Here is a 25,820-nt window from a genome sequence, read left to right as displayed (position 1 = left end):
TCGAGGTCAACTCCCCTACGCCGCTTGCCGGTTCGTACCGTCGACGGGGCCTGCGGCGATGATGGTGTCGAGCATGCCCTGTGACGCCTGGAGATCCTTGATCGCGTGCCTGATGCGCTCACGCTCGCCGCGCAGTTGCGCCACCAGGTCGGGACACACGGGTGCGAGCCCGGAACCGTCGTCGCGGACGCACGGCAGCACCTGAGCGATGGTCGCGGTCGGCAGTCCCGCCGCGAGCAGGGTACGGATACGCCGGACCGTCTCCACGTCCGCGTCGCTGTAGACCCGGTAGCCGCTCGGCAGCCTCTCGGGCGCCAGGAGTCCTTGCTCCTCGTAGTAGCGCAGCAACCGCTCGTTCACCCCGGTCCGCCGGACCATCTCGCCCATACGCATGTGACCCCCACCTCACTCCCTTGACTCTCACATCGATGTCAGACTGCAGCTTCCACGACATGACCAGCACCAAGGCGACTTCGCCGATCAACTCCCTTGCCCCGTCCACCACTTCTCCGGCCGCCACTTCCCTGCCCGTCTCCACCCTCGGCCGCATCGTGCGCGGCAGCGGTCCAGGACTGTTGCTCGCCCATGGCGCCGGTGGCGGCATCGACGCCAACTACGGCCCCGTACTGGACACTCTGGCCGCACAGCACACCGTGGTCGGCCCGGACTACCCCGGCACCGGCCGCACTCCACGCGCCACGGCACCGCTCGACCTGGACACCCTGGCCGACGAACTGGTCGCCACCGCCGTCGAGGAGGGTCTCGACACCTTCGCCATCGCCGGGTACTCCCTGGGCAGCCCCGTGGCCGTCCGAGCCGCCACCCGCCACCCCGACCGCGTCACCGCCCTCGTCCTCACCGCGGGCTTCGCTCGTCCCAACCCGCGGTTGCGGCTCGCCGCCCGGCTCTGGCGCGACCTGCTCGACGCCGACGACCCACGGCAGGTGGCCGCCTTCACTTCCCTGATCGCCTTCAGCACCCCGGCCCTGGAAGCCCTCGCCCAGGACGATCTCGACGCCGCCCTCAAGACGGCCGCGGCCACCGTCCCGCCCGGCACACCGGAACACGTCGACCTGGTCCTCGACCACGTCGACGTCCGGGCCGACCTCGCCACGCTCGACGTGCCGACCCTCGTCATCTCCACCACGCTCGACCAACTCGTCACCCCGCAGCACCACCGGCAACTCGCCGACGCCATCCCCGGGGCGCGTTACGCCGAGATCGCGACCGGTCATCTCCCCTTCGTCGAGCGCCCGGCCGAATGGGCCGCCCTCATCAGCGACTTCCTCACCGAGAGCCGCTCCTGACAGCATCAGCATCGGGACGACGCGCGAGGAACACGAACTCCCGGCCCGGACGGTCAGGTGCGTCGCGCACCGCCTCCAGCAGGTATCCCTGTGCGGTCAACTCGGCTTCGACCTCGTCGCGTTGGCGGAAGCGCAGGGTCGAGTCCGAGGTCAGGACCTGCCCGTCCGCGGCGAACACATAGGTCGAGCGAAACGTGACCAGGGGTCCGCTCACGTCGGTCACCTCGACCCAGGTCTCGACCGCTCCGACACCCGGGATCTCCGTCACACGACGTGAGGCCTCCCGGTTCCACTCCTCCCAGGCGCGCCGCGCCGGGTCCCGGGTCTCGAACACCAGGTAGCCGCCCGGCCGTAGCGCCTCGAACGCCCCGCGCAGGGTCTGCCGCCACATCCGTGGCTCGACGATGGCCTGGGCGACGTTCGCGGTCATGGTCGCCAGGTCGACTCGCAGGGCAGGCAGTGATGTCGCGTCACCACAGATCCAACGCACCCGCTCACTGCCCGGCTTGCCTCGGGCCACCTCGATGGACGCCCGGGCGGGGTCGACGCCCACGACCTCGATCCCGCGATCGGCCAGCATCAGCGCGAACACGCCTGTTCCACAACCGATGTCGAGCACCTGGCGCGCCCCGAACTCATCGGCCATCCGGACGTATGCGTCGAGGTCGCCGCGATCAGGGTCGAGCGGGTCGTAGAGCGCGGCGAGCCGGGGGTGCGCGAACTCTTCATCAGCCATACGGCCGAAGCTAACTGCCGTGGCATCAGTTGTCAGGTGTCCGACGTCGCGGCGAAGCGCTCCAGGACTCCGCGCGCGGGGTACCGACGTCGGTACTAGCGTCGTGGTATGACCACCGTTCCCGCCCTCGCCGAAGCCCTCGCCGCCGGACCGCTCGTCCTCGACGGCGGGCTGTCGAACCAGCTCGAATCGGCCGGATACGACCTGAGCGACGCCCTGTGGTCGGCGCGGCTGCTCGCCGAGCGGCCGGAGGCGATCACCGAGGCGCACCTCGGGTACTTCATGGCGGGCGCCGACGTGGCGATCACCTCCAGCTACCAGGCGACGCTCGAAGGGTTCGCGAGGCGTGGCATCGGTCATGACCGCGCGGCCGAACTCCTCGTACTCAGTGTGCGGTTGGCTCGCGAGGCTGCGGCGCGTGCCCAGGCCGAGGGGGTCGCCCGGCCGCTGTGGGTGGCGGCGTCCGCCGGGCCGTACGGGGCGATGCTCGCCGACGGTTCCGAGTACCGGGGGCGCTACGGGCTCACGGTCGCGGAGTTGGAGGCCTTCCACCGCCCCCGGCTGGAGGTGCTGGCGTCCGCCGGGCCCGACGTGCTCGCGCTGGAGACCGTCCCGGACACGGACGAGGCCACCGCTCTGCTGCGCGCGGTCCGTGAACTCGGTGTCCCCGCCTGGCTGTCGTACACCGTCTCGGGTGACCGTACGCGCGCCGGGCAGCCGTTGGCCGAGGCGTTCGCCCTGGCCGCCGAGGTGGACGAAGTGATCGCGGTGGGCGTCAACTGCTGTGCGCCGGAAGAGGTGGACGGCGCGGTCGCCACGGCTGCGCGGGTCACGGGCAAGCCGGTGGTGGCCTACCCGAACAGCGGCGAGTCCTGGGACGCCCGGACCCACGCGTGGGACGGCCGCGCCACCTTCGCCGCCGCGCGGGTCGCGGGCTGGCGCGACGCCGGGGCGCGGCTGATCGGCGGCTGCTGCCGGGTGGGACCGGAGACGATCGCGTCGATCGCCGCGACGCTGCGGGCGGCGGCCTGAACCGGCCGGGGCCGGTCGTGTCCGATTCGTTCAAGACCCGGTCTGCGGGCGCCGCCTACGGTGACGGCATGACTCCACGCTTCGATGTGATCGGCCTCGTCGTCTCCGACATGGCCGCCTCCCTCGCCTTCTACCGCCGTCTCGGGCCCGTCTTCCCCGAGGATGCCGAGCAGCAGCCGCATGTCGAGGCGGCACTGCCCGGCGGGCTGCGGCTCGCTCTGGACACCGAGGAGGTCGTCCGTTCCTTCCACCCCGGCCGGCGGCCGTCGACCGGCGGCGGCCGGGTCGGGCTGGCCTTCCGCTGCGGCTCCCCGGCCGAGGTGGACGGGACGTACGAGGAGCTGGTCGACGCCGGGCACCATGGTGAACTCAAGCCGTGGGACGCGGTGTGGGGGATGCGGTACGCGGTCGTGCACGACCCGGACGGCAACGGGGTCGATCTGTTCGCGGACCTCCCCGCGGGCCAGTAGGGCGTCGCGGACCTGTCCACGGGTCAGTTGGGCGCGCGGGCCTACCCGCGGGCCAGTAGCGCGCCCAGCGGCATCCCCGTCAGCTCCTTCACGTCCCGGGCCAGATGCGCCTGGTCGGCGAAGCCCGCGCGGAACGCCGTCTCCGCGTACGGGACTTCGGACCGCGCCAGTGCCAGCGCCCGCTGGAGCCGCAGCACTCGGGCCAGCGTCTTCGGTCCGTAGCCGAACGCGGCGAGCGAGCGGCGGTGCAACTGGCGGGGGCCGAGGCCCAGTTCGTCGGCGGTGGCGGCGACCGAGCGGCCCGCGGTGAGCGCCGCGACCACCGCGCCGGGCAGCGGGTCCGGGGCGGGCATCTCCCGCGCCCGGTCCAGCGCGATCTTCTCCAGTGCGCTCGGGGGATCGGCGGCGGCGTCCACGCGCCCGGTCAGTCGGCGTACCCGCGCGGCGGGCCACAGATCGGCCAACTCGACGCGGCGGTCCCGCAGTTCATGGGCTGGGACACCCAGGAAGGCCGGTGCGGCACCGGGGGCGAAACGGACGCCGGCCCAGCGTGCGGGCGGGCCCTCGGGGTGGTACGCGCGGGTGTCCGGTCCGGCGACCAGGAGGCGGCCCTCGGTCCAGAGCAGGTCCATACAGCCGTCGGGCAGGACCGGCCGCCCCTCGGCGGGCACGACGGGTGCGGCGGGCGCCGGTGTGCTGGTCCACACGACGGCACCCGCGAGCCGGGACGCCCGCTCCGCGTACCCGGCGGCAGTGTCAGGGGTGTCTTCGGCGGCGGCCACGCGCGTCTCAGTCCCCCGCCGCCCCTCGCCCGTTCTGCGACTGGGCGGACGCGCTGGGGGTGCTGGGCGCGCTGCGTGTCTGCATCCGCAGGCGGGACGTCACGTCCTCCGGGGGCAGGAAGCGGGACCAGCGCTCGGGGAACTCGGAGGGCATGTCCGGGTCGTCGGGGTCGGCGTCGGCCGCGCGGGCGGCGGCGGCCCGCGCCGCGTACTCCGCCGCCTGTTCCTGCCGCAGCCGCTCGTTCGCCTCGCGGGCCGCCGCCGTCGCCGCGGCCGGCCAGACCCGGTCGATCGCCGCGTTGACGGCCGCGCCGACGAGTACCGCGAAGGCCGACACGCCGATCCACAGCAGCACGGCGACGGGCGCGGCGAGCGAGCCGTAGATCGTCGGACCCTCGACCGTGTGCGTCAGATAGATCCGCAGCAGGAAGCTGCCGAGGACCCACATCGCCAGCGCCACCAGCGCGCCGGGCACGTCCTCGACCCAGCGCGACCGCGCCGGTACGGACACGTGGTACAGCGTGGTCAGGAACACGATCGACAGGACGATGACCACCGGCCAGTACAGGACCTGGACCACGGTCGTCGACCAGGGCAGGACCTTCACCATCGCGTCCGGTCCCGCCACCATCAGCGGCAGTGCCACCGAGCCGATCAGCAGCGCCACGATGAACAGGCCGAACGCGAGCAGCCGGGTCTTCACGATGCCCCGGGCGCCGTCGAGCCCGTACATCACCGTGATCGTGTCCACGAAGACGTTCACCGCCCGCGATCCGGACCACAGGGCGATCAGGAAGCCGAGGGAGATGACGTCCGGTCCGCCGCCCTTCATCACGTCGTGCAGGATCGGCTGGGCGATCTCCTTGACGCCCCGGTCGGACAGGACGGTCCGCGAGGCCTCCAGCAGGTTGTTCTCCAGGCTGTGGATGGTGTCGGCGCCGGTCCAGACGTCGACGTACCCGAGCAGGCCGATCAGGCTCAGCAGCAGCGGCGGCACGGAGAGCAGGGTGAAGAACGCCGCCTCGGCGGCGAGGCCGAGGATGCGGTACTCCATGCACGAGTTGACCGTGTCCTTCAGCAACAGCCAGGTGGTCCTGCGCATGGAGACGTTCCGGTAGAGGGCGCGCGCTCGGCGGAGGCGGCCGGACGTCGGCTCGGGGGTATCACTTGCTGCTGACTGCACGCTCTTACGGTATCGCCGCCGTGCGGCACACCGGTCCCGGTGAGGAACGGCCCCGCGCGGTGCGGCGGTCGCACCCGGGTGATGGGGGGTGACCGATGGCGTACCGGGCGGTAAGTTCGCAGACATGGCAGCGCGCACGCACACCGTGACCAATCAGGCCCCGCCGCTGGTCGCCTACGACGTCTTCCGTGCCGACCGGGCCCTCGGCGAGGCCGTCGAACGGCATCTCGATCCCACGCTCCTGGACGAGGCCCGCGACGAGCTGTCGGAGCTCGGGCGTGGCGCGGGCTCCGCCCAGGTGCAGGAGTGGGGGGTGGAGGCCAATGAGAACCCCCCGAAGCTGAAGACGCACGACCGCTACGGCAACCGGATCGACGAGGTGGAGTTCCATCCGTCCTGGCACCGGCTGATGGGCAAGGCCGTCGGCGCGGGTCTGACGGCGGCCTGGGCGCGGCCGGGCGGGCATGTGCGCCGCGCGGCGGCCTTCCTGGTGTGGACGCAGGTGGAGGCGGGCACCGGCTGTCCGCTGTCGATGACCCATGCCGCGGTGCCCGCCCTGCGGTCGGAACCGGCGCTCGCCGCCGAGTGGGAGCCGCGGCTGACGTCCGTGGTCTACGAGCGTGAGCTGCGCCCGGCGTCCCGCAAGGCCGGGGCCGTCTTCGGTATGGGCATGACGGAGAAGCAGGGCGGCAGCGACGTACGGGCGAACACCACGGTGGCCCGGCCGCTCGCCGAGGACGGGACGTACGCGCTGACGGGCCACAAGTGGTTCTGCTCGGCCCCGATGTCGGACGGGTTCCTGGTCCTCGCGCAGGCGGCCCCTTCGGGGACGGGCCAGGGGGGCCTCACCTGCTTCCTCGTGCCGCGTGTGCTGGAGGACGGCACCCGCAACGTGTTCATGATCCAGCGGCTCAAGGACAAGCTCGGCAATCGCTCGAACGCTTCCGGCGAGGTCGAGTTCGACGGCACCTGGGCGCGCCGGGTGGGCGACGAGGGGCGCGGGGTGCGCACCATCATCGAGATGGTCGCGGCGACGCGGCTCGACTGCGTCCTCGGTTCGGCCTCGCTGATGCGGCAGGCCGTGGCGCAGGCGATCCACCACTGCACGTACCGGGAGGCGTTCGGCGGCAGGCTCGTCGACAAGCCGCTGATGCGCAACGTCCTGGCCGACCTGGCGCTGGAGTCGGAGGCGGCGACGACGCTGGCGCTGCGGCTCGCGGCGGCGTACGACGACGGGAGCGAGCAGGAGCGGGCGCTGCTGCGGCTCGCGGTGCCGGCCGCCAAGTACTGGGTGACCAAGCGCTGTACGCCGCTGGTGACGGAGGCCTCGGAGTGCCTCGGCGGCAATGGCTATGTGGAGGAGTCCGGGATGCCCCGGCTGCTGCGCGAGTCGCCGCTCAACTCCATCTGGGAGGGCGCGGGCAACGTCCAGTCGCTCGATGTGCTGCGGGCGCTCCAGCGTGAACCGGGGGCGCTCGACGCCTTCTTGCGGGAGGTCGGCCAGGCGCGCGGCGCCGACCACCGCCTCGACGGCGCGATCAAGGGCCTGCTCACCGAACTCGCCGACCTGGAGGGCATCGAGGCGCGGGCACGGCGGCTGACGGAGCGGATCGCCCTGGTGCTCCAGGGGTCACTGCTCGTCCGTTACGCGCCGTCGGCGGTCGCCGACGCGTTCTGCGCCTCCCGGCTGGGCGGCGACTGGGGCGGGGCGTTCGGCACGCTGCCGCACACGCTGGACCTGGCCTCGGTGGTGGAGCGGGCGCGGCCGGTCTCCTGACGCCTCGTCACCAGCCGTCACCTGAAGGTCGATCAGCGCCCTGTGACAGGGGCGCGCAGGGCAGCCGCGCGCCCCTGCGTCGCTCCGCTGCTCCGTCGTTCTGGCACCCATAGCACCCCTCGGTAGGGATTGCCCTCGTTTTCCCGGGTCTTCGATCGCTCCCGTATCCGGCTGTCGTAGCATCCCTCTCACAGGCCACCCCACCTGCTCCTCGTCAACGCGCACACCACGAGGAGCAGTTGGCCCATGCCAGGAGGTTGTATGAAGCACCGTGGCAGGCATCGACGCAGGAACCGAGGCCGTGCGCTGCGGGCGGCACTGACCGGGGCCGCGCTGGCGCTCACCGGCGCCGCCACGCTGATCAGCACCTCACAGGCCGTGGGCGGGGACAACCCCGGAGGCCTGACCCGGATCACCTCCGCGCACCGGATGGCGCAGTTCCGCCTTCACGAGAACCTCACCGACCGCGGCACCCTCGACACTCTCACCCGCTCCCTCGGCGGCGGCGTCGGCGTGCACGACGTCCTCGCGTCCGCCGACCACACGCTGCGCGACCGGCCCGGCTGCGACAGCTCCGAGACGGCCGCGCTGCCCGTCAAGCCGACGGCCGCGCGCGCCTACTGCTGGGACCGTGACGACGCGACGACGACGCAGTGGATGCCCCGGTCCGTCACCACCTCCGACAGCGCGGGCGCCGACGGCCGCTGGGGCCCGGACCGGGTCATCCTGTCCGGCTGGACGCACCCCCACCACCGCTCCGGCGGCCCGGACGCCGACCAGGGCCTCGCCCGGATCGCCTTCATCGACGCGAACGACCCGGCGCGCCTCGCCTACCGCTGGGTCCTGCTGGTCGCCCCGCGCGAGGGCGGCAAGGACTTCGTCCCCGTCCGCACCCGGATGTCCGGCATGGTCTGGCACCAGGACAAGCTGCTCGTCACCGCCCGCAACTCCCTGCTGGTCTTCGACCTGCGCCGCATCCTGCGGGCGAACGTCGACAGCAGCGCGGTCGGCCGCGTCGAGGGCGGTTACGCGGCCCACGGCAACCGCTATGTGCTGCCCGCGGTCGGCTCCTACCGTCTGACCCAGGGCCCCTGTTCACGATCCGACAACCGCGCGGCCCCCTGCTTCGCCGCCCTCTCGCTCGACAGCACCTCGACGCCGAGCAGCGGCAGCCTGGTCGCGGGCGAGCAGGTGACCCGTACGAACCCCAGCCGCACGGCTCGCGTGTGGCGCTACGCGTACAGCGCCGAGCCCGGCCGCGGCGGTCTGCTGGCCACGGACGCGCGCGGCGACGTGCGGGCGACCGAGGCGTACGAGACGGAGGCGTCCCGGGTCCGGGGCGTGGTCTCGTACCGGCGCACGCCGACCGCGCAGCCCGACTGGTACATCGACCGGACACCGACCGTCGGCGGCAGGCCCGGCACGCTCTGGCGGCAGAACACCTCCGGGGCGAAGGCCGCGACCTGTGCGGCGGACGGGACCTATGCCTGCTGGGGACGGCACACCGCGTCCCTGTCGTACGCGCGCACGACGGACGAACTGTGGACGCTGACCGAGGGCGTGGCGGACACGGACGGGCAGGCCACGGGGAGGGTGCTGTACGCGGTTCCCCTGGAGTCCGTGGCCGAGTCGCTGGAGTAGGGCCTGTTCAGGGGCGGACCTGTGCGGGGCACGACCGGTTCAGGGGGCGGTGGCGGACGGCCATTGTCGTACCGTGTGACCGCGTGATTCCCTGACCGCATGAGCACCCTGATCGTGACCACCTGGTCGCTGGAGCAGACGTCCCCGGCCGATCTGCGACACGCCGAGGCCCCCGAGGGCGATGTCCGCGTCGTCCGCGCGCAGGAGCCGTCGCCGGAGTTCAGCCGCTTCCTGTACGCCTCGGTGGGCGGCGACATCCGCTGGACCGACCGGCTGGGCTGGACGTACGCGCGCTGGCAGGAGTACCTGGACCGGCCGGGCGTGGAGACCTGGGTCGCCTACGACCGGGGCACGCCCGCGGGATACGTGGAGCTGGAGTCGCAGGACGACGGGGTCGTGGAGATCGTCTACTTCGGGCTCCTCCCGGCCTTCCGCGGGCGGCGGATCGGCGGGCATCTGCTCTCGTACGGGGTCGCCCGCGCCTGGGACCTCGCGGACCGCCGGCCCGGGCTGGCGGAGACGAAGCGGGTGTGGCTGCACACGTGCAGCAAGGACGGCGAGCACGCCATGGCCAACTACCAGCGGCGCGGCTTCCGGCTGTTCGACACCGAGGTGACGGAGGAGCCGGAGGTCGCCACGCCGGGTCCGTGGCCGGGTGCCCACGCCTGATCCCCTCGCACCTTCCAGACACCCTTGTTTCGTATGACGAGACAAGGGTGTCCGCATGTCGGATGAAGCTGGACTACGTCCAAAGTGCCGTGCCACGCTTCCGTCATGTCTGGAGCTGGAATTGCCTTGGTGAGTCGACGGCACGTCGATCTCGGCCGCATGTCCAGCGCCATCTGTCCGGCGAGCTGAGCGTACCGACCAGCCCCGTTCCCCCCTCTCTTTCACTCTCGCGCCCTGCCGCGCGCACTGCGCCGTGCGCCCGTTTCCGCAGGTCCGAGCGGTTCCGTCTGCCTGCCTCGAAGGACGTGTTCCCCATGGCCGCCACGCCACAGAACCCTGCCGTGTCCCGCCGCAAGGTGAGTCGTCACCGTGGCGAGGGACAGTGGGCGGCGGGGCACTTCACTCCGCTCAACGCCAACGAACAGTTCAAGAAGGATGACGACGGTCTCGCAGTACGGACACGTATTGAGACGATCTACTCCCGACGGGGCTTCGCCTCGATCGACCCCAACGACCTGCGGGGGCGCATGCGTTGGTGGGGTCTGTACACCCAGCGCAAGCCCGGGATCGACGGGGGCAAGACCGCGGTCCTGGCGCCCGAGGAGCTGGACGACGAGTACTTCATGCTGCGCGTCCGGATCGACGGCGGGCGGCTCACCACACGGCAGTTGCGCGTCATCGGCGAGATCTCGCAGGAGTTCGCGCGCGGCACCGCCGACATCACCGACCGGCAGAACATCCAGTTCCACTGGATCCGGATCGAGGACGTGCCCGAGATCTGGAACCGGCTGGAGGCCGTCGGGCTGTCCACCACCGAGGCCTGTGGCGACACGCCCCGTGTGATCCTCGGCTCGCCCGTCGCCGGGATCGCCGAGGACGAGATCATCGACGGCACCCCGGCCATCGAGGAGATCCACCGCAGGGTCATCGGCAACCCGGCCTACTCGAACCTGCCCCGCAAGTTCAAGGCCGCGATCTCCGGTTCGCCGTCGCTGGACGTGGCGCACGAGATCAATGACGTGGCCTTCGTCGGCGTGCGCCACCCCGAACACGGCCCCGGCTTCGATCTGTGGGTCGGCGGCGGCCTGTCCACCAACCCGAGGCTCGGGCAGCGGCTCGGCGCCTGGGTGCCGCTGGACCAGGTCCCCGATGTCTTCGAGGGCGTCATCTCCCTCTTCCGCGACTACGGCTACCGGCGGTTGCGCAATCGCGCCCGCCTGAAGTTCCTGCTCGCCGACTGGGGTGCCGAGCGGTTCCGCCGGGTGCTGGAGGACGAGTATCTGAAGCGCGCGCTGGCCGACGGTCCGGCGCCCGCGCAGCCCGTGACGCGCTGGCGCGACCACGTCGGCGTGCACCGGCAGCGGGACGGCCGCTTCTACGTCGGCTTCGCGCCGCGCGTGGGCCGTGTCGACGGCAGCACGCTGACGAAGATCGCGGACCTCGCGGAAGCGCACGGCTCGGGCCGGGTCCGTACGACGGCCGAGCAGAAGATGATCGTGCTGGATGTGGCGGAGTCGGAGGTGGACGCTCTGGTCGAGGGCCTTCGGGCGCTGGACCTCGTCGTGCGGCCCTCGCCGTTCCGGCGCGGCACCATGGCCTGCACCGGTATCGAGTTCTGCAAGCTGGCCATAGTCGAGACCAAGGCGCGCGGCTCCTCGCTGATCGACGAACTGGAGCGCCGCCTCCCGGACTTCGACGAGCCGATCACCATCAACCTCAACGGCTGCCCGAACGCCTGCGCCCGTATCCAGGTCGCCGACATCGGCCTCAAGGGTCAACTGGTCCTGGACGACGACGGTCAGCAGGTCGAGGGCTTCCAGGTGCACCTCGGCGGCGCGCTCGGCCTCGAAGCGGGCTTCGGCCGCAAGGTCCGTGGTCTGAAGGTCACTTCGCGCGACCTGCCGGACTACATCGAGCGCGTACTCACCCGGTTCCAGACCGAACGCGCGGACGGCGAGCGGTTCGCCGCCTGGGCCGCGCGCGCCGACGAGGAGGCGCTGTCGTGAGCGGGCGAGCGGCACCCTTCTACTGCCCGTACTGCGGCGACGAGGACCTGCGGCCCAGCGAAGAAGGATGGGGGTCCCCCCGCTCGAGCGCAGTCGAGAGTGGGGGAGGCGCGTGGGAGTGCGCGTCGTGCAACCGGGCCTTCCGGCTCGCGTTCCTCGGCCTGCTGAGCCGGGGTCTTCGGCGTACCGACAGCGGAGAGGACCAGATATGACGAACCGTCAGAATGAGCGAACGGCGTTGGATCTCAAGGCAGTTGCCGAGCGTGCCGGTCGCGACCTGGAGGACGCCCCGGCGCTGGACGTCCTGCGGTGGGCCGCCGACACCTTCGGTACGCGCTGGTGCGTGACCTCCTCCATGGAGGACGCGGTGGTCGCCCATCTCGCCTCCCGTGCGCTGCCCGGCGTGGACGTCGTGTTCCTCGACACCGGCTACCACTTCCCGGAGACCATCGGCACCCGCGACGCGGTCGAGGCCGTGATGGACGTCAACGTCGTCACGCTCACCCCGCGCCGGACGGTCGCCGAGCAGGACGCCGAGCACGGCCCCCGACTGCACGACCGCGACCCCGACCAGTGCTGCGCGCTGCGCAAGGTCCAGCCGCTGGAGGAGGGGCTGAAGGGCTATGACGCCTGGGTGACCGGGCTGCGCCGCGACAACTCCCCGACCCGGGCGGACACCCCTGTCGTCGCCTGGGACGAGAAGCGCGGCAAGGTCAAGATCTCGCCCATCGCCCGCTGGACGCAGGACGACGTGGACGCGTACGTCGCCGAACACGGCGTGCTCACCAACCCGTTGCTGCAGGACGGCTACCCCTCCATCGGCTGCGCCCCGTGCACCCGCAGGGTGCCGGCGGGCGAGGACCCGCGCGCCGGCCGCTGGGCGGGGCGCGCCAAGACCGAGTGCGGGCTGCACGGCTGACGATGACGGCGACTTCCGCGAACACTATGACGAGCATGAAGGAGACCCGGATGACGCCACCCGTCGTCACGGCGCGGGAGGGGACGGACACCCCGTACGCCCTCTCCCATCTCGACGCCCTCGAATCCGAGGCCGTGCACATCCTCCGCGAGGTGGTGGGCGAGTTCGAGCGGCCGGTGATCCTCTTCTCCGGCGGCAAGGACTCCATCGTCATGCTGCATCTGGCGCTGAAGGCGTTCGCGCCCGCCGCGGTGCCCTTCTCGCTGCTGCATGTGGACACGGGACACAACTTCCCCGAGGTGCTGGAGTTCCGCGACCGTGTGGTGGCGGCCCATGGGCTGCGCCTCCATGTGGCCTCCGTACAGGACTACATCGACCGGGGTGTGTTGAGGGAACGTCCCGACGGCACCCGTAATCCGCTCCAGACGCTGCCGCTGACGGAGAAGATCCGGTCCGAGCGGTTCGACGCCGTCTTCGGCGGCGGGCGGCGGGACGAGGAGAAGGCCCGCGCCAAGGAGCGCGTCTTCTCCCTGCGCGACGCGTTCTCCCAGTGGGACCCGCGCCGCCAGCGCCCCGAGCTGTGGCAGCTCTACAACGGCCGCCACGCGCCCGGCGAGCATGTCCGCGTCTTCCCACTGTCCAACTGGACCGAGCTGGACGTCTGGCAGTACATCGCGCGGGAGGGCATCGAGCTTCCCGAGATCTACTTCGCCCATGAGCGGGAGGTCTTCCAACGGTCCGGCATGTGGCTGACGGCGGGCGCCTGGGGCGGCCCGGAGGAGGACGAGCGGGTCGAGCGGCGGCTGGTGCGCTACCGCACCGTCGGCGACATGTCCTGCACCGGCGCAGTCGATTCGGACGCGGTGACGCTGGAGCAGGTCATCGCCGAGATCGCCGCCTCCCGGCTGACCGAGCGCGGCGCCACCCGCGCCGACGACAAGCTCTCCGAGGCCGCCATGGAGGACCGCAAGCGCGAGGGGTACTTCTGACCATGACGACAACGACGACCACCCCGACCACCAGGGCGGCGGATCTCTCCGCCACCACCCTCCTGCGGTTCGCCACCGCCGGTTCCGTGGACGACGGCAAGTCCACGCTCGTCGGCCGGCTGCTGCACGACTCCAAGTCGGTCCTCGCCGACCAGTTGGAGGCCGTGGAGCGCGCTTCGGCGAGCCGCGGCCAGGACGGTCCCGACCTGGCGCTGCTCACCGACGGGCTGCGCGCGGAGCGCGAGCAGGGCATCACCATCGACGTGGCCTACCGCTACTTCGCCACGCCACGGCGCCGGTTCATCCTCGCCGACACGCCCGGCCATGTGCAGTACACCCGCAACATGGTCACGGGCGCCTCCACGGCCGAACTGACGGTGATCCTGGTCGACGCGCGCCACGGCGTGGTCGAGCAGACCCGCCGCCACGCGGCGATCGCGGCCCTGCTGCGCGTCCCGCACGTCGTCCTCGCCGTCAACAAGATGGACCTCGTCGACTACCGGGAACCCGTCTTCGCGGCGATCGCCGAGGAGTTCACGGCGTACGCGACCGAGCTGGGCGTCTTGGAGGTCACCGCGATCCCGATCTCCGCACTGGCCGGTGACAACGTCGTGGAGCCGTCCGCCACCATGGACTGGTACGGCGGCCCGACCGTCCTGGAGCATCTGGAGACCGTGCCGGTCGGCCACGACCCGGCGCACGGCCACGCGCGACTGCCGGTGCAGTACGTGATCCGCCCGCAGACCGCCGAGCACCCGGACTACCGGGGGTACGCGGGCCAGATCGCCGCCGGTGTGTTCCGGGTCGGGGAGCGGGTCACGGTCCTGCCGTCCGGGCATACGACGACGATCTCCGGCATCGACCTGCTGGGCCGCCCGGTCGAGGCCGCCCGGACCCCGCAGTCGGTGACCCTGCTGCTGGCGGACGACATCGACATCTCCCGCGGCGATCTGATCGTGCCGACCGAGCACGCACCCTCGGCCACGCAGGACATCGACGCGACGGTCTGCCATGTCGCCGACCAGCCGCTGACCGTCGGGCACCGGGTCCTGCTCAAGCACGGCACGCGCACGGTCAAGGCCCTCGTCCAGGACATCCCCTCCCGGCTCACCCTCGACGACCTCTCCCCGCACCCGCGGCCGGGGCAGCTCGTGGCCAACGACATCGGCCGCGTGACGCTCCGCACCGCCGAACCGCTGCCCGTGGACGCCTACGCGGACTCCCGCCGGACCGGCTCGTTCATCCTGATCGACCCGGCCGACGGCACCACGCTGACCGCGGGCATGGTCGGCGAGTCGTTCGCCGCGCCCGAGCCGGTGACGGACCCGGCCGCCGAGGACGGGTGGGACTTCTGAGATGGCCCCCACCATGACCACGGCCATGCGCCCCTCCATGACCCCCCGCATGCCCCCCTCCGCGACTCCCTCGATGACTCCCTCGATGACTCCCACCGACGTCTACTCCACGTTCGCGAAGGAGGGTGGCCGCGTCGGCTGGGGGTCCCCCCGGACGAAGTCTGGGGGAGGTGCCCTCGGGTGGGGGTCCCCCCGAACGGAGTTTGGGGGAGGGCAGGGCGGAGTGGCGCGATGTGCGTGATGACGTACGCGCACTGCCCGCGCGCCCACACCTCCCGCGCTCCGCGGGACCGAAGACCTGCCGATATCCCGGCCACGACCTGAGAACCCGTGACCGCCGGACCGACGAGAGGACCACCTCCCGTGTCTGCCACCCTCCCCCCGTCCCGGCTTCGCCGCCGCCTCGCCGCGCTCGTCGCCCTCCCCCTCCTCGCGCTCACCGCATGCGGCTACGGCTCGCAGGCCCAGGAGGACCCGTCCACCCAGCAGGTCGCCGCCGGGGCGAAGAAGATCGACGGGCTCGACTCCGTGAAGATCGGCTACTTCGGCAACCTGACGCACGGAACCGCGCTCGTGGGCGCGCGAAAGGGCTTCTTCCAGGAGGCACTTGGCGGTACGCGGGCCAAGTACCAGATCTTCAACGCGGGTCCCTCCGAGATCGAGGCCCTGAACTCCGGTGCCATCGACATCGGTTGGATCGGCCCGTCCCCGTCGATCAACGGCTACACGCAGTCCGGCGGCAAGAGCCTGCGTATCGTCGGCGGTTCGGCGGCCGGGGGTGTGAAGCTGGTCGTGAATCCGAACAAGATCAGCTCCTTGAAGGACGTCAAGGGCAGGAGGATAGCGACGCCTCAGCTCGGCAACACCCAGGACGTGGCGCTCCTCAACTGGGCGGCAGAGCAAGGCTGGAAGGTCGACGCGCAGAGCGGCAAGGGCGACGTCTCGGTCGTCCGCACCGACAACAAGGTCACCCCGGACGCCTTCAAGTCCGGGTCCATCGACGGCGCGTGGGTGCCTGAGCCGACCGCGTCCAAGCTGGTCGCCGAGGGCGGCAAGGTCCTGCTGGACGAGTCGACGCTGTGGCCGGACAACACGTTCGTGATCACGAACATCATCGTGTCCCAGAGCTTCCTCAAGGAGCACCCGAAGGCCGTCGACGCCGTGTTGAAGGCCTCGGTCGACACCAACAAGTGGATCAAGGCCCATCCGGACGCGGCGAAGAAGGCGGCGAACGACCAACTCGCCGTGGTCTCCGGCAAGGCGCTCCCCGCGAACGTCCTCGACCCGGCGTGGAAGTCCATCCAGTTCACCGACGACCCGCTGGCCTCGACCCTGGACGCCCAGGCGCGGCACGCGGTCAAGGCCGGCCTGCTGAAGAACCCGAAGCTGGACGGCATCTACGACCTCACCCTCCTCGACAAGGTGCTCAAGGCCGCGGGCGAGAGTCCGGTCGACGACGCCGGTCTCGGCGTCAAGTAGCCGCCGTACGCGATGCGTTCCCAGGAGATGACGACCATGGCCACGACGTACGCCAAAGCCGAGAAGGCCGCCCGGGCCGCCCAGGCCGCTGAAGCTGCCGAAGCCGCCGAAGCCGCCGAGACCGGCAGCGCCTCCGAGAGCGCCGACGCGGGCCGGTACGCGGCTCGCCTTCGGCATGTCTCGAAGTCCTTCGCGGGGCCGGGCGGGGAGCAGCTCGTCCTGGACGACATCGATCTCGATGTCGCGCCGGGCGAGTTCGTCACCCTCCTGGGCGCCTCGGGCTGCGGCAAGTCCACGCTGCTGAACCTGGTGGCGGGGCTCGACCGGCCCAGCGCCGGGTCCCTCACGACGGACGGCCGCCCGGCCCTGATGTTCCAGGAACACGCCCTGTTCCCCTGGCTGACGGCGGGCAAGAACATCGAACTCGCCCTGCGGCTCAGGGGAGTTCCCGCGTCCGAGCGGCGCGCGCGGGTGGAGGAGCTGCTCGCACTCGTGCGGCTGCACGGGGCGTACGGCAAGCGGGTGCACGAACTGTCGGGCGGTATGCGGCAGCGCGTCGCCATGGCGCGGGCGCTCGCGCAGGACAGCCGACTGCTGCTGATGGACGAGCCGTTCGCCGCGCTCGACGCCATCACCCGCGACACCCTGCACGACGAACTCACCCGGATCTGGCAGGAGACGGGGCTGTCGGTGCTGTTCGTCACGCACAACGTGCGCGAGGCGGTACGGCTCGCGCAGCGCGTGGTGCTGCTGTCCTCCCGGCCGGGCCGGGTGGCCCGTGAGTGGACGGTCGACATCCCCCAGCCACGCCGTGTCGAGGACGCGCCGGTAGCCGAACTGTCCCTGCAGATCACCGAAGTACTGCGGGGGGAGATCCGCCGTCATGGCTGACACCGAGACGACGACAGCGACGAGGCCGACTCGGGGCGCCGAACAGGGCAGTGTCGAGGCGGGACTTGACGCTCTGGAGGTCCCGGCCACGAGCCGCCCGCCGCTGCGGCAGACCGTCGTCCACAAGATCCTGCCGCCGCTGATCGCGGTCGCCCTGGTCCTCGTGGTCTGGCAGGCCCTGATCTCCCTGAAGATCGTCGACGACCCGGCGAAGCTGCCGTCGCCCGCCGACGTGGGACGCGAGTTCGAGAACGCCTGGCTCGAGGGCAGGCTGCTCGGCTACATCTGGACCAGCGTCTCGCGCGGCCTGCTCGGCTTCCTGCTCGCGCTCGCCATCGGCACCCCGCTCGGACTGCTGGTGGCCCGCGTGAAGTTCGTGCGCGCGGCCGTCAAGCCGGTCCTGTCCGGTCTGCAGTCGCTGCCGTCGGTGGCGTGGGTGCCGCCCGCCGTGATCTGGCTCGGCCTGGACAACTCGATGATGTACGCGGTGATCCTGCTCGGCGCGGTCCCCTCGATCGCGGGCGGCCTGGTCTCCGGTATCGACCAGGTGCCGCCGCTGTTCCTGCGGGCGGGCCGCACGATGGGCGCGACGGGGCTGCGGGGCGCCTGGCACATCGTCCTGCCGGCCGCGCTGCCGGGCTATCTGGCGGGCCTGAAGCAGGGGTGGGCGTTCTCCTGGCGCTCGCTGATGGCGGCGGAGATCATCGCCTCGTCGCCGGACCTCGGTATCGGCCTGGGCGCGCTGCTGGAGAACGGCCGCAACGCCAGCTCGATGGCCATGGTCTTCGAGGCCATCCTCCTCATCCTGTTCGTCGGAGTCGCCGTCGACCTGCTGGTCTTCAGCCCGCTGGAACGGCGTGTGCTGCGCGGTCGCGGCCTGCTGGTGAAGGGCTGAAGTCCCGTGCGCCCTGCGCCGGTTCTCCTGGTCATCGCCCACGGCAGCCGCGACGCGCGGCACGCGGCGACCGTTCACGCCCTGGTTCGGCGGGTACGCTCGCTGCGGCCGGGGCTGCGCGTGGAGACGGGCTTCCTCGACTTCAACGCCCCTTCCGTCACTGGGGCGTTGGAGTCGCTGGCGACGGACGGCGTACGGGACGTCGTCGCCGCGCCGCTGCTGCTGACCCGCGCCTTCCACGCCAAGGCGGACATCCCGGCGGTGCTGCGGAACGCGCCGCCGACGCTGCGGATCCGGCAGGCCGACGTGCTCGGCCCGTCGCCGCTGTTGCTCCAGGCGCTGGAACGGCGCCTGTACGAGGCGGGGTTGACGCCCGCCGACAAGCCCTCGACCGGGGTCGTCCTGGCCTCGGCGGGGTCCACCGACCCGGAGGCGATCGCAGTGATCGCTGACATCGCGCGGGAGTGGCGGCACACCGGTTGGTGCGCCGTGCGGCCTGCGTTCGCCTCCGCCACTCTCCCGCGCACCGAGGACGCGGTACGCGAACTGCGCGCCCTCGGCTGCGCCCGCGTGGCCGTGGCCCCGTACGTCCTGGCGCCCGGCCTGCTGCCGGACCGTATCGCTCGGGACGCGGCGCACGCGGACGTCTGCGCGGAAGTCCTGGGCCCGGCACCGGAGATGGCGCGGCTGGTACTGGAACGCTACGCCGAGGCGCGAGCCCCGCTACCGGCCCGCGCCCCCTCGTGTCGTCTCAGTCGAAGCGCAGCGATCCCGTCCTTGTCCTCTTGAGCTCGAAGAAGTCGGGGTGCGCGGCCAACACCCGGAAGCTGTCGAAGAGTTCGGCCGCGTCCGCGCCTCTCGGAATGGCCCGGAGCACGGGTCCGAACCACACGGTTCCGTCGACATGGAGGGTGGGCGTGCCCACATAGTCGCCCGAGTCCGGCTCGGCGCCCGCGTCATGGCTGCGGCGTACGGCGTCGTCGTAGGCGGGGTCGTGCGCGGCGGCGGCGAGGTCGGCCGGCAGCCCGAGTTCGGCGAGGGACTCGGTGATCACCGCGTCGAAGTCCTCTTCCTTGCGCTCGTGTATCCGGGTCCCGAACGCGGTGTACAGATCCCGCAGCACCTTCTCGCCGTGATGCTCGGCGGCGGCGACGGCGACCCGGACCGGGCCGATCGACTTGTCGACCAATGTGCGGTACCAGTCCGGCAGTTCGTTGCCGAGGTTGTGCAGATACAGGCTCATCACATGGAAGCGGAGGTCGAGCGGGCGTTCCCGCTCGACCTCCAGCAGCCAGCGGGAGGTGATCCAGGCGAAGGGGCAGGCGGGGTCGAAGTAGGCGTCGACGCGCACGGCAGGAGTAGTCGGCATGCCGTCGACGCTAGCCGCCGAAGGGCCCGGGACCGTGGGCCAATCGCCGGCCTTTTTCAGTGATCCACTTCTCCGGCCCGGCCTTGCTGCGGGTCGCGCCCACTCGCCGCCAACGCCCGTGCGAAGACAGGGGTGTCGGCCGGGACGGGCACCGGGGCGGCGAAGCCGTCGTACTGGCGGTAGAGGTCGCCGTGGGTCTCGACGACGTCCAGGATCAGCCGGGCCGCCGCCTCGGAGACGTGGTACTCCTGGCCGGTGGCCACGGCCACGTCCCAGCCGTGGACGGCCATCTCCTTGACGATCATCGACGCCAGTTCGGCAGCGGGTGTCTTCGCCATGCCCAGGTCGATCTCGCCCTCCCACACGGCGGGGTCGTCCCAGGCGGCGACGGCACGGTCGAGTTGGTCGGCGTACGCCCGCGCCCAGTTCGGGTCCGCGGTGAAGTCGCGTGCGGTCAGCTCCTCGGGAAGCGTCGTACGCCGGGCGCGGTGCTCCATGCCGTGGGAGGTGTAGAGGACCCAGTGGTTCACCAGGGCACGGACATCCCATCCGGGGCAGTGGGTGGGGTCGGACAACTGCTCCGCCGTGACACCGCGGGCCACGCGGGCCGCCTCGGCGGCGCATTCGACCAGGAAGGGGTGCACGTTCTTGTAGGCGTCGTTCATGCCTCCACGCTAGGAGGGGTGGCGGGCGGGCTCTTGAACAAACGCGACAGGGGGCCGGGGAGTCCGGCTCGGGCGGCGATGTACGCGAGCTGCGGTGCGCTCAAGGAGCCGTCAGCTCCGCCAGTTTGACGACCGTGTTCCAGTTGCGGGTCGTGGCGATCAGCCCCTTGTTCCGTCGGGGCCTGGCCAGTTGCTCGGCCAGCTTGGAGCGGCCGAGTCCGTCGGGGGCGTAGAGGTAGAGCGCGCGTTCGCCGAGCCGGAAGTCCTCGGGCAGATACGCGGCCGGGTCGATCTCCGCGTACCGCTCGGTGTCCACGGAGGCCGAGAAGTACGTGACGTGCAGTTGCCGACCCTCCAGTTCGTCCGCCGGGAACGGGCAGGCGTCCCGTACCGCCGTCAGATACGCGTGGTCGCGTACGAGGACGTCGACAGCGAAGCCGAGCTGTTCCTCGATCGCGCCGCTCACCTCCAAGGCCAGGCTCTCCTCGTCACCGTGGCCCGCCGTGAAGACCGTGTTGCCGCTCTGGAGATACGTGGTCACCCCGGTGTGTCCGAGCCCGGTCAGCAGCGCGCGCAACCGCTCCATCGGGAGCTTCCGGTGGCCGCCCACGTTGATCCCGCGCAGCAGCGCCGCGTACGTCGTCGTCATCCGCTCACCCTAGAACGGCCGTGCGCGATCTGAGGGTTGGCCTGTTGCCATGGCTCGGGAGACGGCGGTCGGACCCTGATACCGACCCCCGACAACCCTGAGTAGATGTAAGGGGCGGGTCCTCCCGGATGGGTAGACCGGCGCGGTCCGCCGGGAGGAGCCGGGGCGCTCACGATTCACCGACCAGTACGACGAGTCGCGCTTATGCCTCCCCTACCTTCGAATCGAACGGTGGCGGCAGGGCGTCGTCACCCGCGAACGAGGGGGCAGGCCCGGCATGGGGAGTGGGGACGAGCGGGTGCGAGGGATCGCCGCGCGGGCCGGCGGCTGGAGCGCCCGGCACCGCTGGGCCGCCGTCGGCATCTGGGTGGTGTTCGTGGTGCTGGCGATGGCCGTCGGCTCGGCGGCGGGCCGGGTCGATGTCGACAACGCCGACCAGCTCAAGGGGGAGACGCGCACCGCCGCCAGGATCATCGAGGACGCCGGGATCAAGCAGCCGGCGAGCGAGACGGTGCTGATCCAGGCCGAGGACGGGCACACCACGGCCACCGACGAGCGGTTCCGCGCCGCCGTCACCGCGGTCGTGCGGACCGTCGAGGGCACCGGCCGGGTGACCGGCGTGACCTCGCCGTACGACACCAAGACGATCTCGAAGGACGGGCGCAGCGCACTCGTGCAGTTCGAGATGCGCGGCGACCCGGACACCGCGGGCGACCGGGTCGAGCCGGTGCTGAAGGCCGTCGCCCAGGTCGAGAAGGAGCACGCGGGGCTGCGGATCGAGGAGATCGGCGGCGCCAGCATGCAGAAGACGTTCTCCGACGCGTTCGGCGACGACTTCAAGAAGGCCGAGTACTCCGCGGTGCCGGTGGCGCTCGGCATCCTGCTGATCGCGTTCGGGGCGCTGGTCGCGGCGCTGCTGCCGGTGGCGCTCGCCCTCACCGCGATCATCGCGACGATGGGTCTGATGGGCATCGTCAGCCATCTCCAGCCGATGGACGACACCGCCAACTCCGTGATGCTGCTGGTGGGTCTGGCCGTCGGTGTCGACTACTGCCTCTTCTATCTGCGCCGCGAGCGCGAGGAGCGGGCCGCCGGGCACGACCCGGCCACCGCGCTGCGGATCGCCGCCGCGACCAGCGGACGCGCCGTCATCGTCTCCGGTGTCACCGTGTGCGTCGCGATGGCGGGCATGCTGTTCACCGGGCTCGCCACCTTCGAGGCGATGGGTCTGGCCTCGCTGATGGTCGTGGCGGTCGCCATGGTCGGTTCGGTGACCGTGCTGCCCGCGCTGCTGTCGCTGCTCGGCGAGCGGGTCGAGAAGGGCCGCATCCCGTTCCTGCACCCGGACAAGCGGCGGGCGCGCAACGCCCGTCGGGGCCGCACCGCGGCGGAGGGCAGCCGCACCTGGCGTGCCGTGCTGAAGGTCGTCCTCGCCAAGCCCGCGGTCTCGCTGGTGGTCGCGGCCGGTGCGCTGCTGGCGATCGCGTCGCCCGCGCTCGGTATGAAGACCGAGAACCTCACGCTGGACCAGGAGTTCGGCGACCGGCTGCCCATCGTGGCCACCTACAACCGCGTCAACGACGCCTTCCCGGGCGGCTCCGAGCCGGCCGAGGTCGTCGTCAAGGCGAAGGACATCAACGCTCCCGAGGTGAAGGACGCGCTCGCCGCGTTCCGTGCCCAGGCGGTCAGTTCGGGGGCGTCGCGCGGCCCGGTCACCGTGAAGACGCACGACGCGCAGAACGTCGCCCTGGTGTCCGTCCCGCTGGTCGGCGGCTCCGACCAGGACAAGGCGAGCAAGAGCCTGGAGTTGCTGCGGGACACGGTGCGGCCGAACACGCTCGGCAAGGTCGAGGGCGTCCAGGCGCCGATCACCGGACAGATCGCGGGGTCGCACGACTTCAATGACCAGCTCGTCGGATCGGTGATCCCGGTCTTCGCGTTCGTCGTCGTCTTCGCCTTCCTGCTGATGCTGCTGTCGTTCCGCTCGCTGACGGTGGCGATCACCTCGATCGTGCTGAACCTGCTGTCGGTCGGCGCCGCGTACGGCATCCTGGTCGCGGTCTTCCAGCACGGCTGGGGCGCGTCTCTGGTGGGCGCCGAGGGTGTGGGCGCGATCGTCACCTGGCTGCCGCTGTTCCTCTTCGTCATCCTGTTCGGGCTCTCGATGGACTACCACGTGTTCGTGGTCTCCCGGATCCGTGAGGCGCGGCTGCGGGGCCGTACGACGAAGGAGGCGATCACGCACGGTGTGGTGACCACGGCAGGTGTCGTGACCAGCGCCGCGGTGATCATGGTCGCCGTCTTCGCGATCTTCGGCACGCTGTCCATGCAGTCCATGAAGCAGATGGGCGTGGGCCTCGCCGCCGCCGTCCTGATCGACGCGACGGTCATCCGGGGCGTCCTGCTCCCGGCGGTGATGTCGCTGCTCGGCGAGCGGAACTGGTATCTGCCGAAGTGGCTGCACCGGCTGCCGGACCTCACCCACGACGAGTCGCCCGTGGTGCCGCCGCGACAGGCGCCGGAGGGCGAGCGGGTCGGGGTCTGACCTTCCGCCGGTACTGACGTCGAACGTCGACGGCCGGGGCGCTCGCCCCGGCCGTCGACGTCATGTCGGGACCACAACCGGCCGTATCACCCGCGCAGTTCCGCCTCGATCAGGTCCGCGGCCCGCCGGGTGCCGCCCTCCTGTGCCATCTGCGCCTGGATCTCGCTCAACCGGCGCGCCACCTCGGGGTCGTCGACGAGGGCCAGCACCGCCTCCCGCAGCGCCTCGGCCGTCGCCTCCTCGGTCGGCAACTGGCGGGCGACGCCCAGCGATTCGAGGGTCGCCGCGTTGCCGAACTGGTCGGCCGCCTGGGGCACCGCGACCATCGGGGTGGCGGTCGCGAGGCCTTCCTGGCTGCCGCCCGCTCCGGCGTGCGTGATGAAGGCGTCGGCCTGCTTCAGAATGGCGAGCTGCGGCACCCAGTCCCGTACCTCGACGTTGTCGGGCACGGTCCCGAGTTCCGCCGGATCGACGTGCCGGCCGATCTGGAGCACCATGTGCCAGCCCGGCAGTCCGCCGAACGCCTCCACGCAGGCGCGGTAGAAGGCGGGCTGCTTGGTGAAGCTGGACCCGAGGGAGACCAGCAGCACCTTGTCGGTACCGGCCGGCCGGTGCCAGTCGCCCTGCGCCGTGCGGTCGCCCTGGCAGGCGCCGACGAAGGTGTGGACGGTGTCGTCGACGCGGTCGGCGTTGGGCTGGAGGGCCCTCGGGACCATGACGAGCGAGCGCGTGGGGTAGCCGGCGAACCGGTCGGGGTGCTCGCTGATGCCGTTCTCGGCGAGCCAGGCCGCGAAGCGGGCGTAGTACGCCTGCCCGCGCTCGGTCTTCCTGGGCTCGGCCCACAGGGGTTCGGCGACCTCCTCCTCGTATCCCTTCCAGGCGACGTAGTGGGGGGCGAGGGAGATCACCGGGACGTTCCAGCGGTGGGCGAGGACGCGGGCCGGGTAGGAGGCGGTGTCATGCAGGACGAGGTCCGGCTCGTCGCCCTCGTACGCCTCGATGAGTTGGGGCAGCGCCTGGATCGCGTCGTCCAGGAAGGGTTCGACGTTGTCGAGGAGGGTGGTGCCCCAGGCGGAGGGGTCGTCGTCGGGGGCGGGCAGTGTCGTGCGATAGAGGACGGGTTCGGCTCCGGTCTCGGCGACCTTGTCCGCGAGCGCGGGTGGGATCGCGTAGGTGACCCGGTGTCCACGCGCGACGAGTTCACGGATCACCTCCAGGGTCGGGTTCACATGGCCGTGCGCGGCGATGGAGAACATGGCGATATGGGCGGGGTGCGGAGTGGTAGGCATGCCCCGACCGTAGGCGAGACGATACGTCTCGTGCAATGCGATTACGGACGACCGCGCCGGTGGCCCTGTGCACACCGGCCATCAGGGCACCACCCGTACGGCCCCACCTGTGCGAATGCGACACTGACCGGCGAACGACAGGACACCGAGGACGACGGCGACGCGTCGAGCACACGGAGGCGGACGATGGACGAGGCGACGGCACGCGACGTACTGGCCGCGGCGGGCGTAGTGCCCGGCCCGGCGAGCGACGCGCGGCTCCTCGCCCTGGGCGAGAACGCGGTGTTCGCCGCCGGTGACCTCGTGGTCAAGGTCGGCCGCGACGCCGAACTCCTCGACCGCGCACGACGGGAGCTGGACATCGCCCGCTGGCTGGCCGAAGCGGAGGTCCCCGCGGTACGCGCCGCCGAGCCCGAGGCGCTGCTGGTGGACGGCCACCCGGTGACGGTATGGCATCGGCTGCCCGATGCCGTACGCCCCGCCGAGCCGCGGGATCTGGCGGAGCTGCTGAGGATCGTGCACGCCCTGCCCTCCCCCTCCTTCGCGCTGCCCGCCCGTGATCTGCTGAGCGGTGTGGAGCGCTGGCTGCGGCTCGCGGGCGACGCCGTCGACCCGGCGGACGCGGCGTATCTGCGCGAGCGCCGCGACGGGTTCGCCGCCGCCGCTGCCGCACTGACGCCGCATCTGCCGCCGGGTCCGATCCACGGCGACGCGCTGCCCCGCAATGTGCACATCGGTCCGGACGGCCCGGTGCTGGTCGATCTGGAGACCTTCGCCTCCGATCTGCGCGAGCACGACCTCGTGGTGATGGCGCTGTCCCACGACCGCTATGGGCTGCCGACACAGGCGTACGAGTCCTTCACGCGGGCCTACGGCTGGGATGTGCGCGAGTGGGAGGGCTGCTCGGTGCTCCGCGGGGCGCGCGAGACCGCGAGTTGCGCCTGGGTCTCCCAGCACGCGCCGAGCAACCCCAAGGCGCTGGCCGAGTTCGAGCGACGGGTGGCGTCGCTGCGGGAGGGGGACGAGTCCGTCCGCTGGTACCCCTTCTGACCCCCGACCCCCCCCCGCCCCCCCTCCCCCCGCCCCCCCCCCCCCCCCCCCCCCGCCCCCCCCCCCCCCCCCCCCCCCCCGCCCCCCCCCCCCCCCCCCCCCCCCCCCGCGCGCCCGCCCCC

The 25,820-nt window shown here is 71.6% G+C and carries 26 protein-coding genes; 18 read left to right on the top strand and 8 right to left on the bottom strand.

Annotated elements, in window-relative coordinates; genetic code table 11:
* Positions 1–15: 15 nt before the first annotated feature.
* On the bottom strand, positions 16–393 hold the full coding sequence (locus tag NGF19_RS26530; protein ID WP_252428087.1) for a MerR family transcriptional regulator: 378 nt from the start codon (positions 391–393) through the stop codon (positions 16–18).
* Between the two features lie 59 nt (positions 394–452).
* On the opposite strand from NGF19_RS26530, the gene NGF19_RS26525 reads away from it, so the two are divergent.
* Positions 453–1,307 (top strand): alpha/beta fold hydrolase, encoded by an 855-nt coding sequence (locus NGF19_RS26525; RefSeq protein ID WP_252428086.1) that lies wholly within the window; start codon positions 453–455, stop codon positions 1,305–1,307.
* Here NGF19_RS26525 and NGF19_RS26520 read toward each other — a convergent pair.
* Positions 1,288–2,043: a class I SAM-dependent methyltransferase gene (locus tag NGF19_RS26520; RefSeq protein WP_252428085.1), complete on the bottom strand. Its 756-nt coding sequence runs from the start codon at positions 2,041–2,043 to the stop codon at positions 1,288–1,290. The two genes, NGF19_RS26525 and NGF19_RS26520, sit on opposite strands and share 20 nt — an antisense overlap.
* A gap of 108 nt (positions 2,044–2,151) precedes the next feature.
* Here NGF19_RS26520 and mmuM point away from each other — a divergent pair, with 108 nt between their 5' ends.
* Both mmuM and NGF19_RS26510 read left to right on the top strand, forming a co-directional pair.
* Positions 2,152–3,075: a homocysteine S-methyltransferase gene (gene mmuM / locus NGF19_RS26515; RefSeq protein WP_252428084.1), complete on the top strand. Its 924-nt coding sequence runs from the start codon at positions 2,152–2,154 to the stop codon at positions 3,073–3,075.
* A gap of 68 nt (positions 3,076–3,143) precedes the next feature.
* Positions 3,144–3,545: a VOC family protein gene (locus tag NGF19_RS26510; protein ID WP_252428083.1), complete on the top strand. Its 402-nt coding sequence runs from the start codon at positions 3,144–3,146 to the stop codon at positions 3,543–3,545.
* A gap of 41 nt (positions 3,546–3,586) precedes the next feature.
* Here NGF19_RS26510 and NGF19_RS26505 read toward each other — a convergent pair whose 3' ends face one another.
* A complete protein-coding gene (locus NGF19_RS26505) occupies positions 3,587–4,327 on the bottom strand; it encodes a helix-turn-helix domain-containing protein (RefSeq protein WP_252428082.1) in 741 nt (246 codons plus the stop codon).
* Between the two features lie 7 nt (positions 4,328–4,334).
* Positions 4,335–5,429, bottom strand: a complete 1,095-nt coding sequence (locus NGF19_RS26500) for a YihY/virulence factor BrkB family protein (RefSeq protein WP_372505888.1) — start codon at positions 5,427–5,429, stop codon at positions 4,335–4,337.
* Positions 5,430–5,634: 205 nt separating this feature from the next.
* On the opposite strand from NGF19_RS26500, the gene NGF19_RS26495 reads away from it, so the two are divergent.
* From NGF19_RS26495 to NGF19_RS26440, 13 genes are all read left to right on the top strand, one after another.
* Positions 5,635–7,287, top strand: a complete 1,653-nt coding sequence (locus NGF19_RS26495) for an acyl-CoA dehydrogenase family protein (RefSeq protein ID WP_252428081.1) — start codon at positions 5,635–5,637, stop codon at positions 7,285–7,287.
* Positions 7,288–7,548: 261 nt separating this feature from the next.
* Positions 7,549–8,928, top strand: coding sequence for a hypothetical protein (locus NGF19_RS26490; RefSeq protein WP_252428080.1), 1,380 nt, complete (start codon positions 7,549–7,551; stop codon positions 8,926–8,928).
* 99 nt (positions 8,929–9,027) lie between these two features.
* Entirely contained in the window at positions 9,028–9,597 is a 570-nt protein-coding gene (locus NGF19_RS26485; protein ID WP_252428079.1) for a GNAT family N-acetyltransferase, read from the top strand.
* A 105-nt stretch (positions 9,598–9,702) separates the two neighbouring features.
* Positions 9,703–9,786: a putative leader peptide gene (locus tag NGF19_RS31185; protein ID WP_365624005.1), complete on the top strand. Its 84-nt coding sequence runs from the start codon at positions 9,703–9,705 to the stop codon at positions 9,784–9,786.
* Between the two features lie 125 nt (positions 9,787–9,911).
* Positions 9,912–11,603, top strand: a complete 1,692-nt coding sequence (locus NGF19_RS26480; RefSeq protein ID WP_252428078.1) for a nitrite/sulfite reductase — start codon at positions 9,912–9,914, stop codon at positions 11,601–11,603.
* Positions 11,600–11,815, top strand: coding sequence for a hypothetical protein (locus tag NGF19_RS26475; RefSeq protein WP_252428077.1), 216 nt, complete (start codon positions 11,600–11,602; stop codon positions 11,813–11,815). The genes NGF19_RS26480 and NGF19_RS26475 overlap by 4 nt, the downstream gene beginning before the upstream one ends.
* Positions 11,812–12,522 (top strand): phosphoadenylyl-sulfate reductase, encoded by a 711-nt coding sequence (locus tag NGF19_RS26470; protein ID WP_252428076.1) that lies wholly within the window; start codon positions 11,812–11,814, stop codon positions 12,520–12,522. The genes NGF19_RS26475 and NGF19_RS26470 overlap by 4 nt, the downstream gene beginning before the upstream one ends.
* Positions 12,523–12,572: 50 nt before the next feature.
* Positions 12,573–13,511, top strand: coding sequence for a sulfate adenylyltransferase subunit CysD (gene cysD / locus NGF19_RS26465; protein ID WP_252428075.1), 939 nt, complete (start codon positions 12,573–12,575; stop codon positions 13,509–13,511).
* 2 nt (positions 13,512–13,513) lie between these two features.
* Entirely contained in the window at positions 13,514–14,866 is a 1,353-nt protein-coding gene (locus tag NGF19_RS26460; RefSeq protein WP_252428074.1) for a sulfate adenylyltransferase subunit 1, read from the top strand.
* 363 nt (positions 14,867–15,229) lie between these two features.
* On the top strand, positions 15,230–16,345 hold the full coding sequence (locus NGF19_RS26455; RefSeq protein WP_252428073.1) for an aliphatic sulfonate ABC transporter substrate-binding protein: 1,116 nt from the start codon (positions 15,230–15,232) through the stop codon (positions 16,343–16,345).
* 12 nt (positions 16,346–16,357) lie between these two features.
* On the top strand, positions 16,358–17,236 hold the full coding sequence (locus tag NGF19_RS26450) for an ABC transporter ATP-binding protein (protein ID WP_252428072.1): 879 nt from the start codon (positions 16,358–16,360) through the stop codon (positions 17,234–17,236).
* Positions 17,229–18,131, top strand: a complete 903-nt coding sequence (locus NGF19_RS26445; RefSeq protein ID WP_252428071.1) for an ABC transporter permease — start codon at positions 17,229–17,231, stop codon at positions 18,129–18,131. Before NGF19_RS26450 ends, NGF19_RS26445 begins: the two co-directional genes overlap by 8 nt.
* Before the next feature lie 6 nt (positions 18,132–18,137).
* The gene (locus NGF19_RS26440) at positions 18,138–18,920 is read left to right on the top strand and encodes a sirohydrochlorin chelatase (RefSeq protein ID WP_252428070.1); all 783 of its coding nucleotides are present in this window, start codon (positions 18,138–18,140) and stop codon (positions 18,918–18,920) included.
* Here the strand turns inward: NGF19_RS26440 and NGF19_RS26435 are convergent.
* From NGF19_RS26435 to NGF19_RS26425, 3 genes are all read right to left on the bottom strand, one after another.
* On the bottom strand, positions 18,883–19,500 hold the full coding sequence (locus NGF19_RS26435) for a mycothiol-dependent nitroreductase Rv2466c family protein (RefSeq protein ID WP_252428069.1): 618 nt from the start codon (positions 19,498–19,500) through the stop codon (positions 18,883–18,885). The genes NGF19_RS26440 and NGF19_RS26435 overlap by 38 nt on opposite strands.
* 56 nt (positions 19,501–19,556) lie before the next feature.
* Complete coding sequence (locus NGF19_RS26430) at positions 19,557–20,165, bottom strand: TIGR03086 family metal-binding protein (protein WP_252428068.1); 609 nt, start codon at positions 20,163–20,165, stop codon at positions 19,557–19,559.
* 100 nt (positions 20,166–20,265) lie between these two features.
* The gene (locus NGF19_RS26425) at positions 20,266–20,814 is read right to left on the bottom strand and encodes a DUF1697 domain-containing protein (protein WP_252428067.1); all 549 of its coding nucleotides are present in this window, start codon (positions 20,812–20,814) and stop codon (positions 20,266–20,268) included.
* A gap of 277 nt (positions 20,815–21,091) precedes the next feature.
* On the opposite strand from NGF19_RS26425, the gene NGF19_RS26420 reads away from it, so the two are divergent.
* Positions 21,092–23,359: an MMPL family transporter gene (locus NGF19_RS26420; protein ID WP_252428066.1), complete on the top strand. Its 2,268-nt coding sequence runs from the start codon at positions 21,092–21,094 to the stop codon at positions 23,357–23,359.
* A gap of 86 nt (positions 23,360–23,445) precedes the next feature.
* Here the strand turns inward: NGF19_RS26420 and mgt are convergent, their stop codons facing one another.
* Positions 23,446–24,648, bottom strand: coding sequence for a macrolide-inactivating glycosyltransferase (mgt, locus tag NGF19_RS26415; RefSeq protein ID WP_252428065.1), 1,203 nt, complete (start codon positions 24,646–24,648; stop codon positions 23,446–23,448).
* A gap of 186 nt (positions 24,649–24,834) precedes the next feature.
* Here mgt and NGF19_RS26410 point away from each other — a divergent pair, with 186 nt between their 5' ends.
* Positions 24,835–25,698 (top strand): phosphotransferase enzyme family protein, encoded by an 864-nt coding sequence (locus NGF19_RS26410; protein WP_252428064.1) that lies wholly within the window; start codon positions 24,835–24,837, stop codon positions 25,696–25,698.
* Positions 25,699–25,820: the final 122 nt, after the last annotated feature.

This window comes from Streptomyces macrolidinus, assembly GCF_023887685.1.
Lineage (GTDB): Bacteria > Actinomycetota > Actinomycetes > Streptomycetales > Streptomycetaceae > Streptomyces > Streptomyces macrolidinus.
The sequence above is the reverse complement of the archived record's forward strand: the minus strand, read 5'-3'. Positions and strand labels throughout refer to the sequence as shown.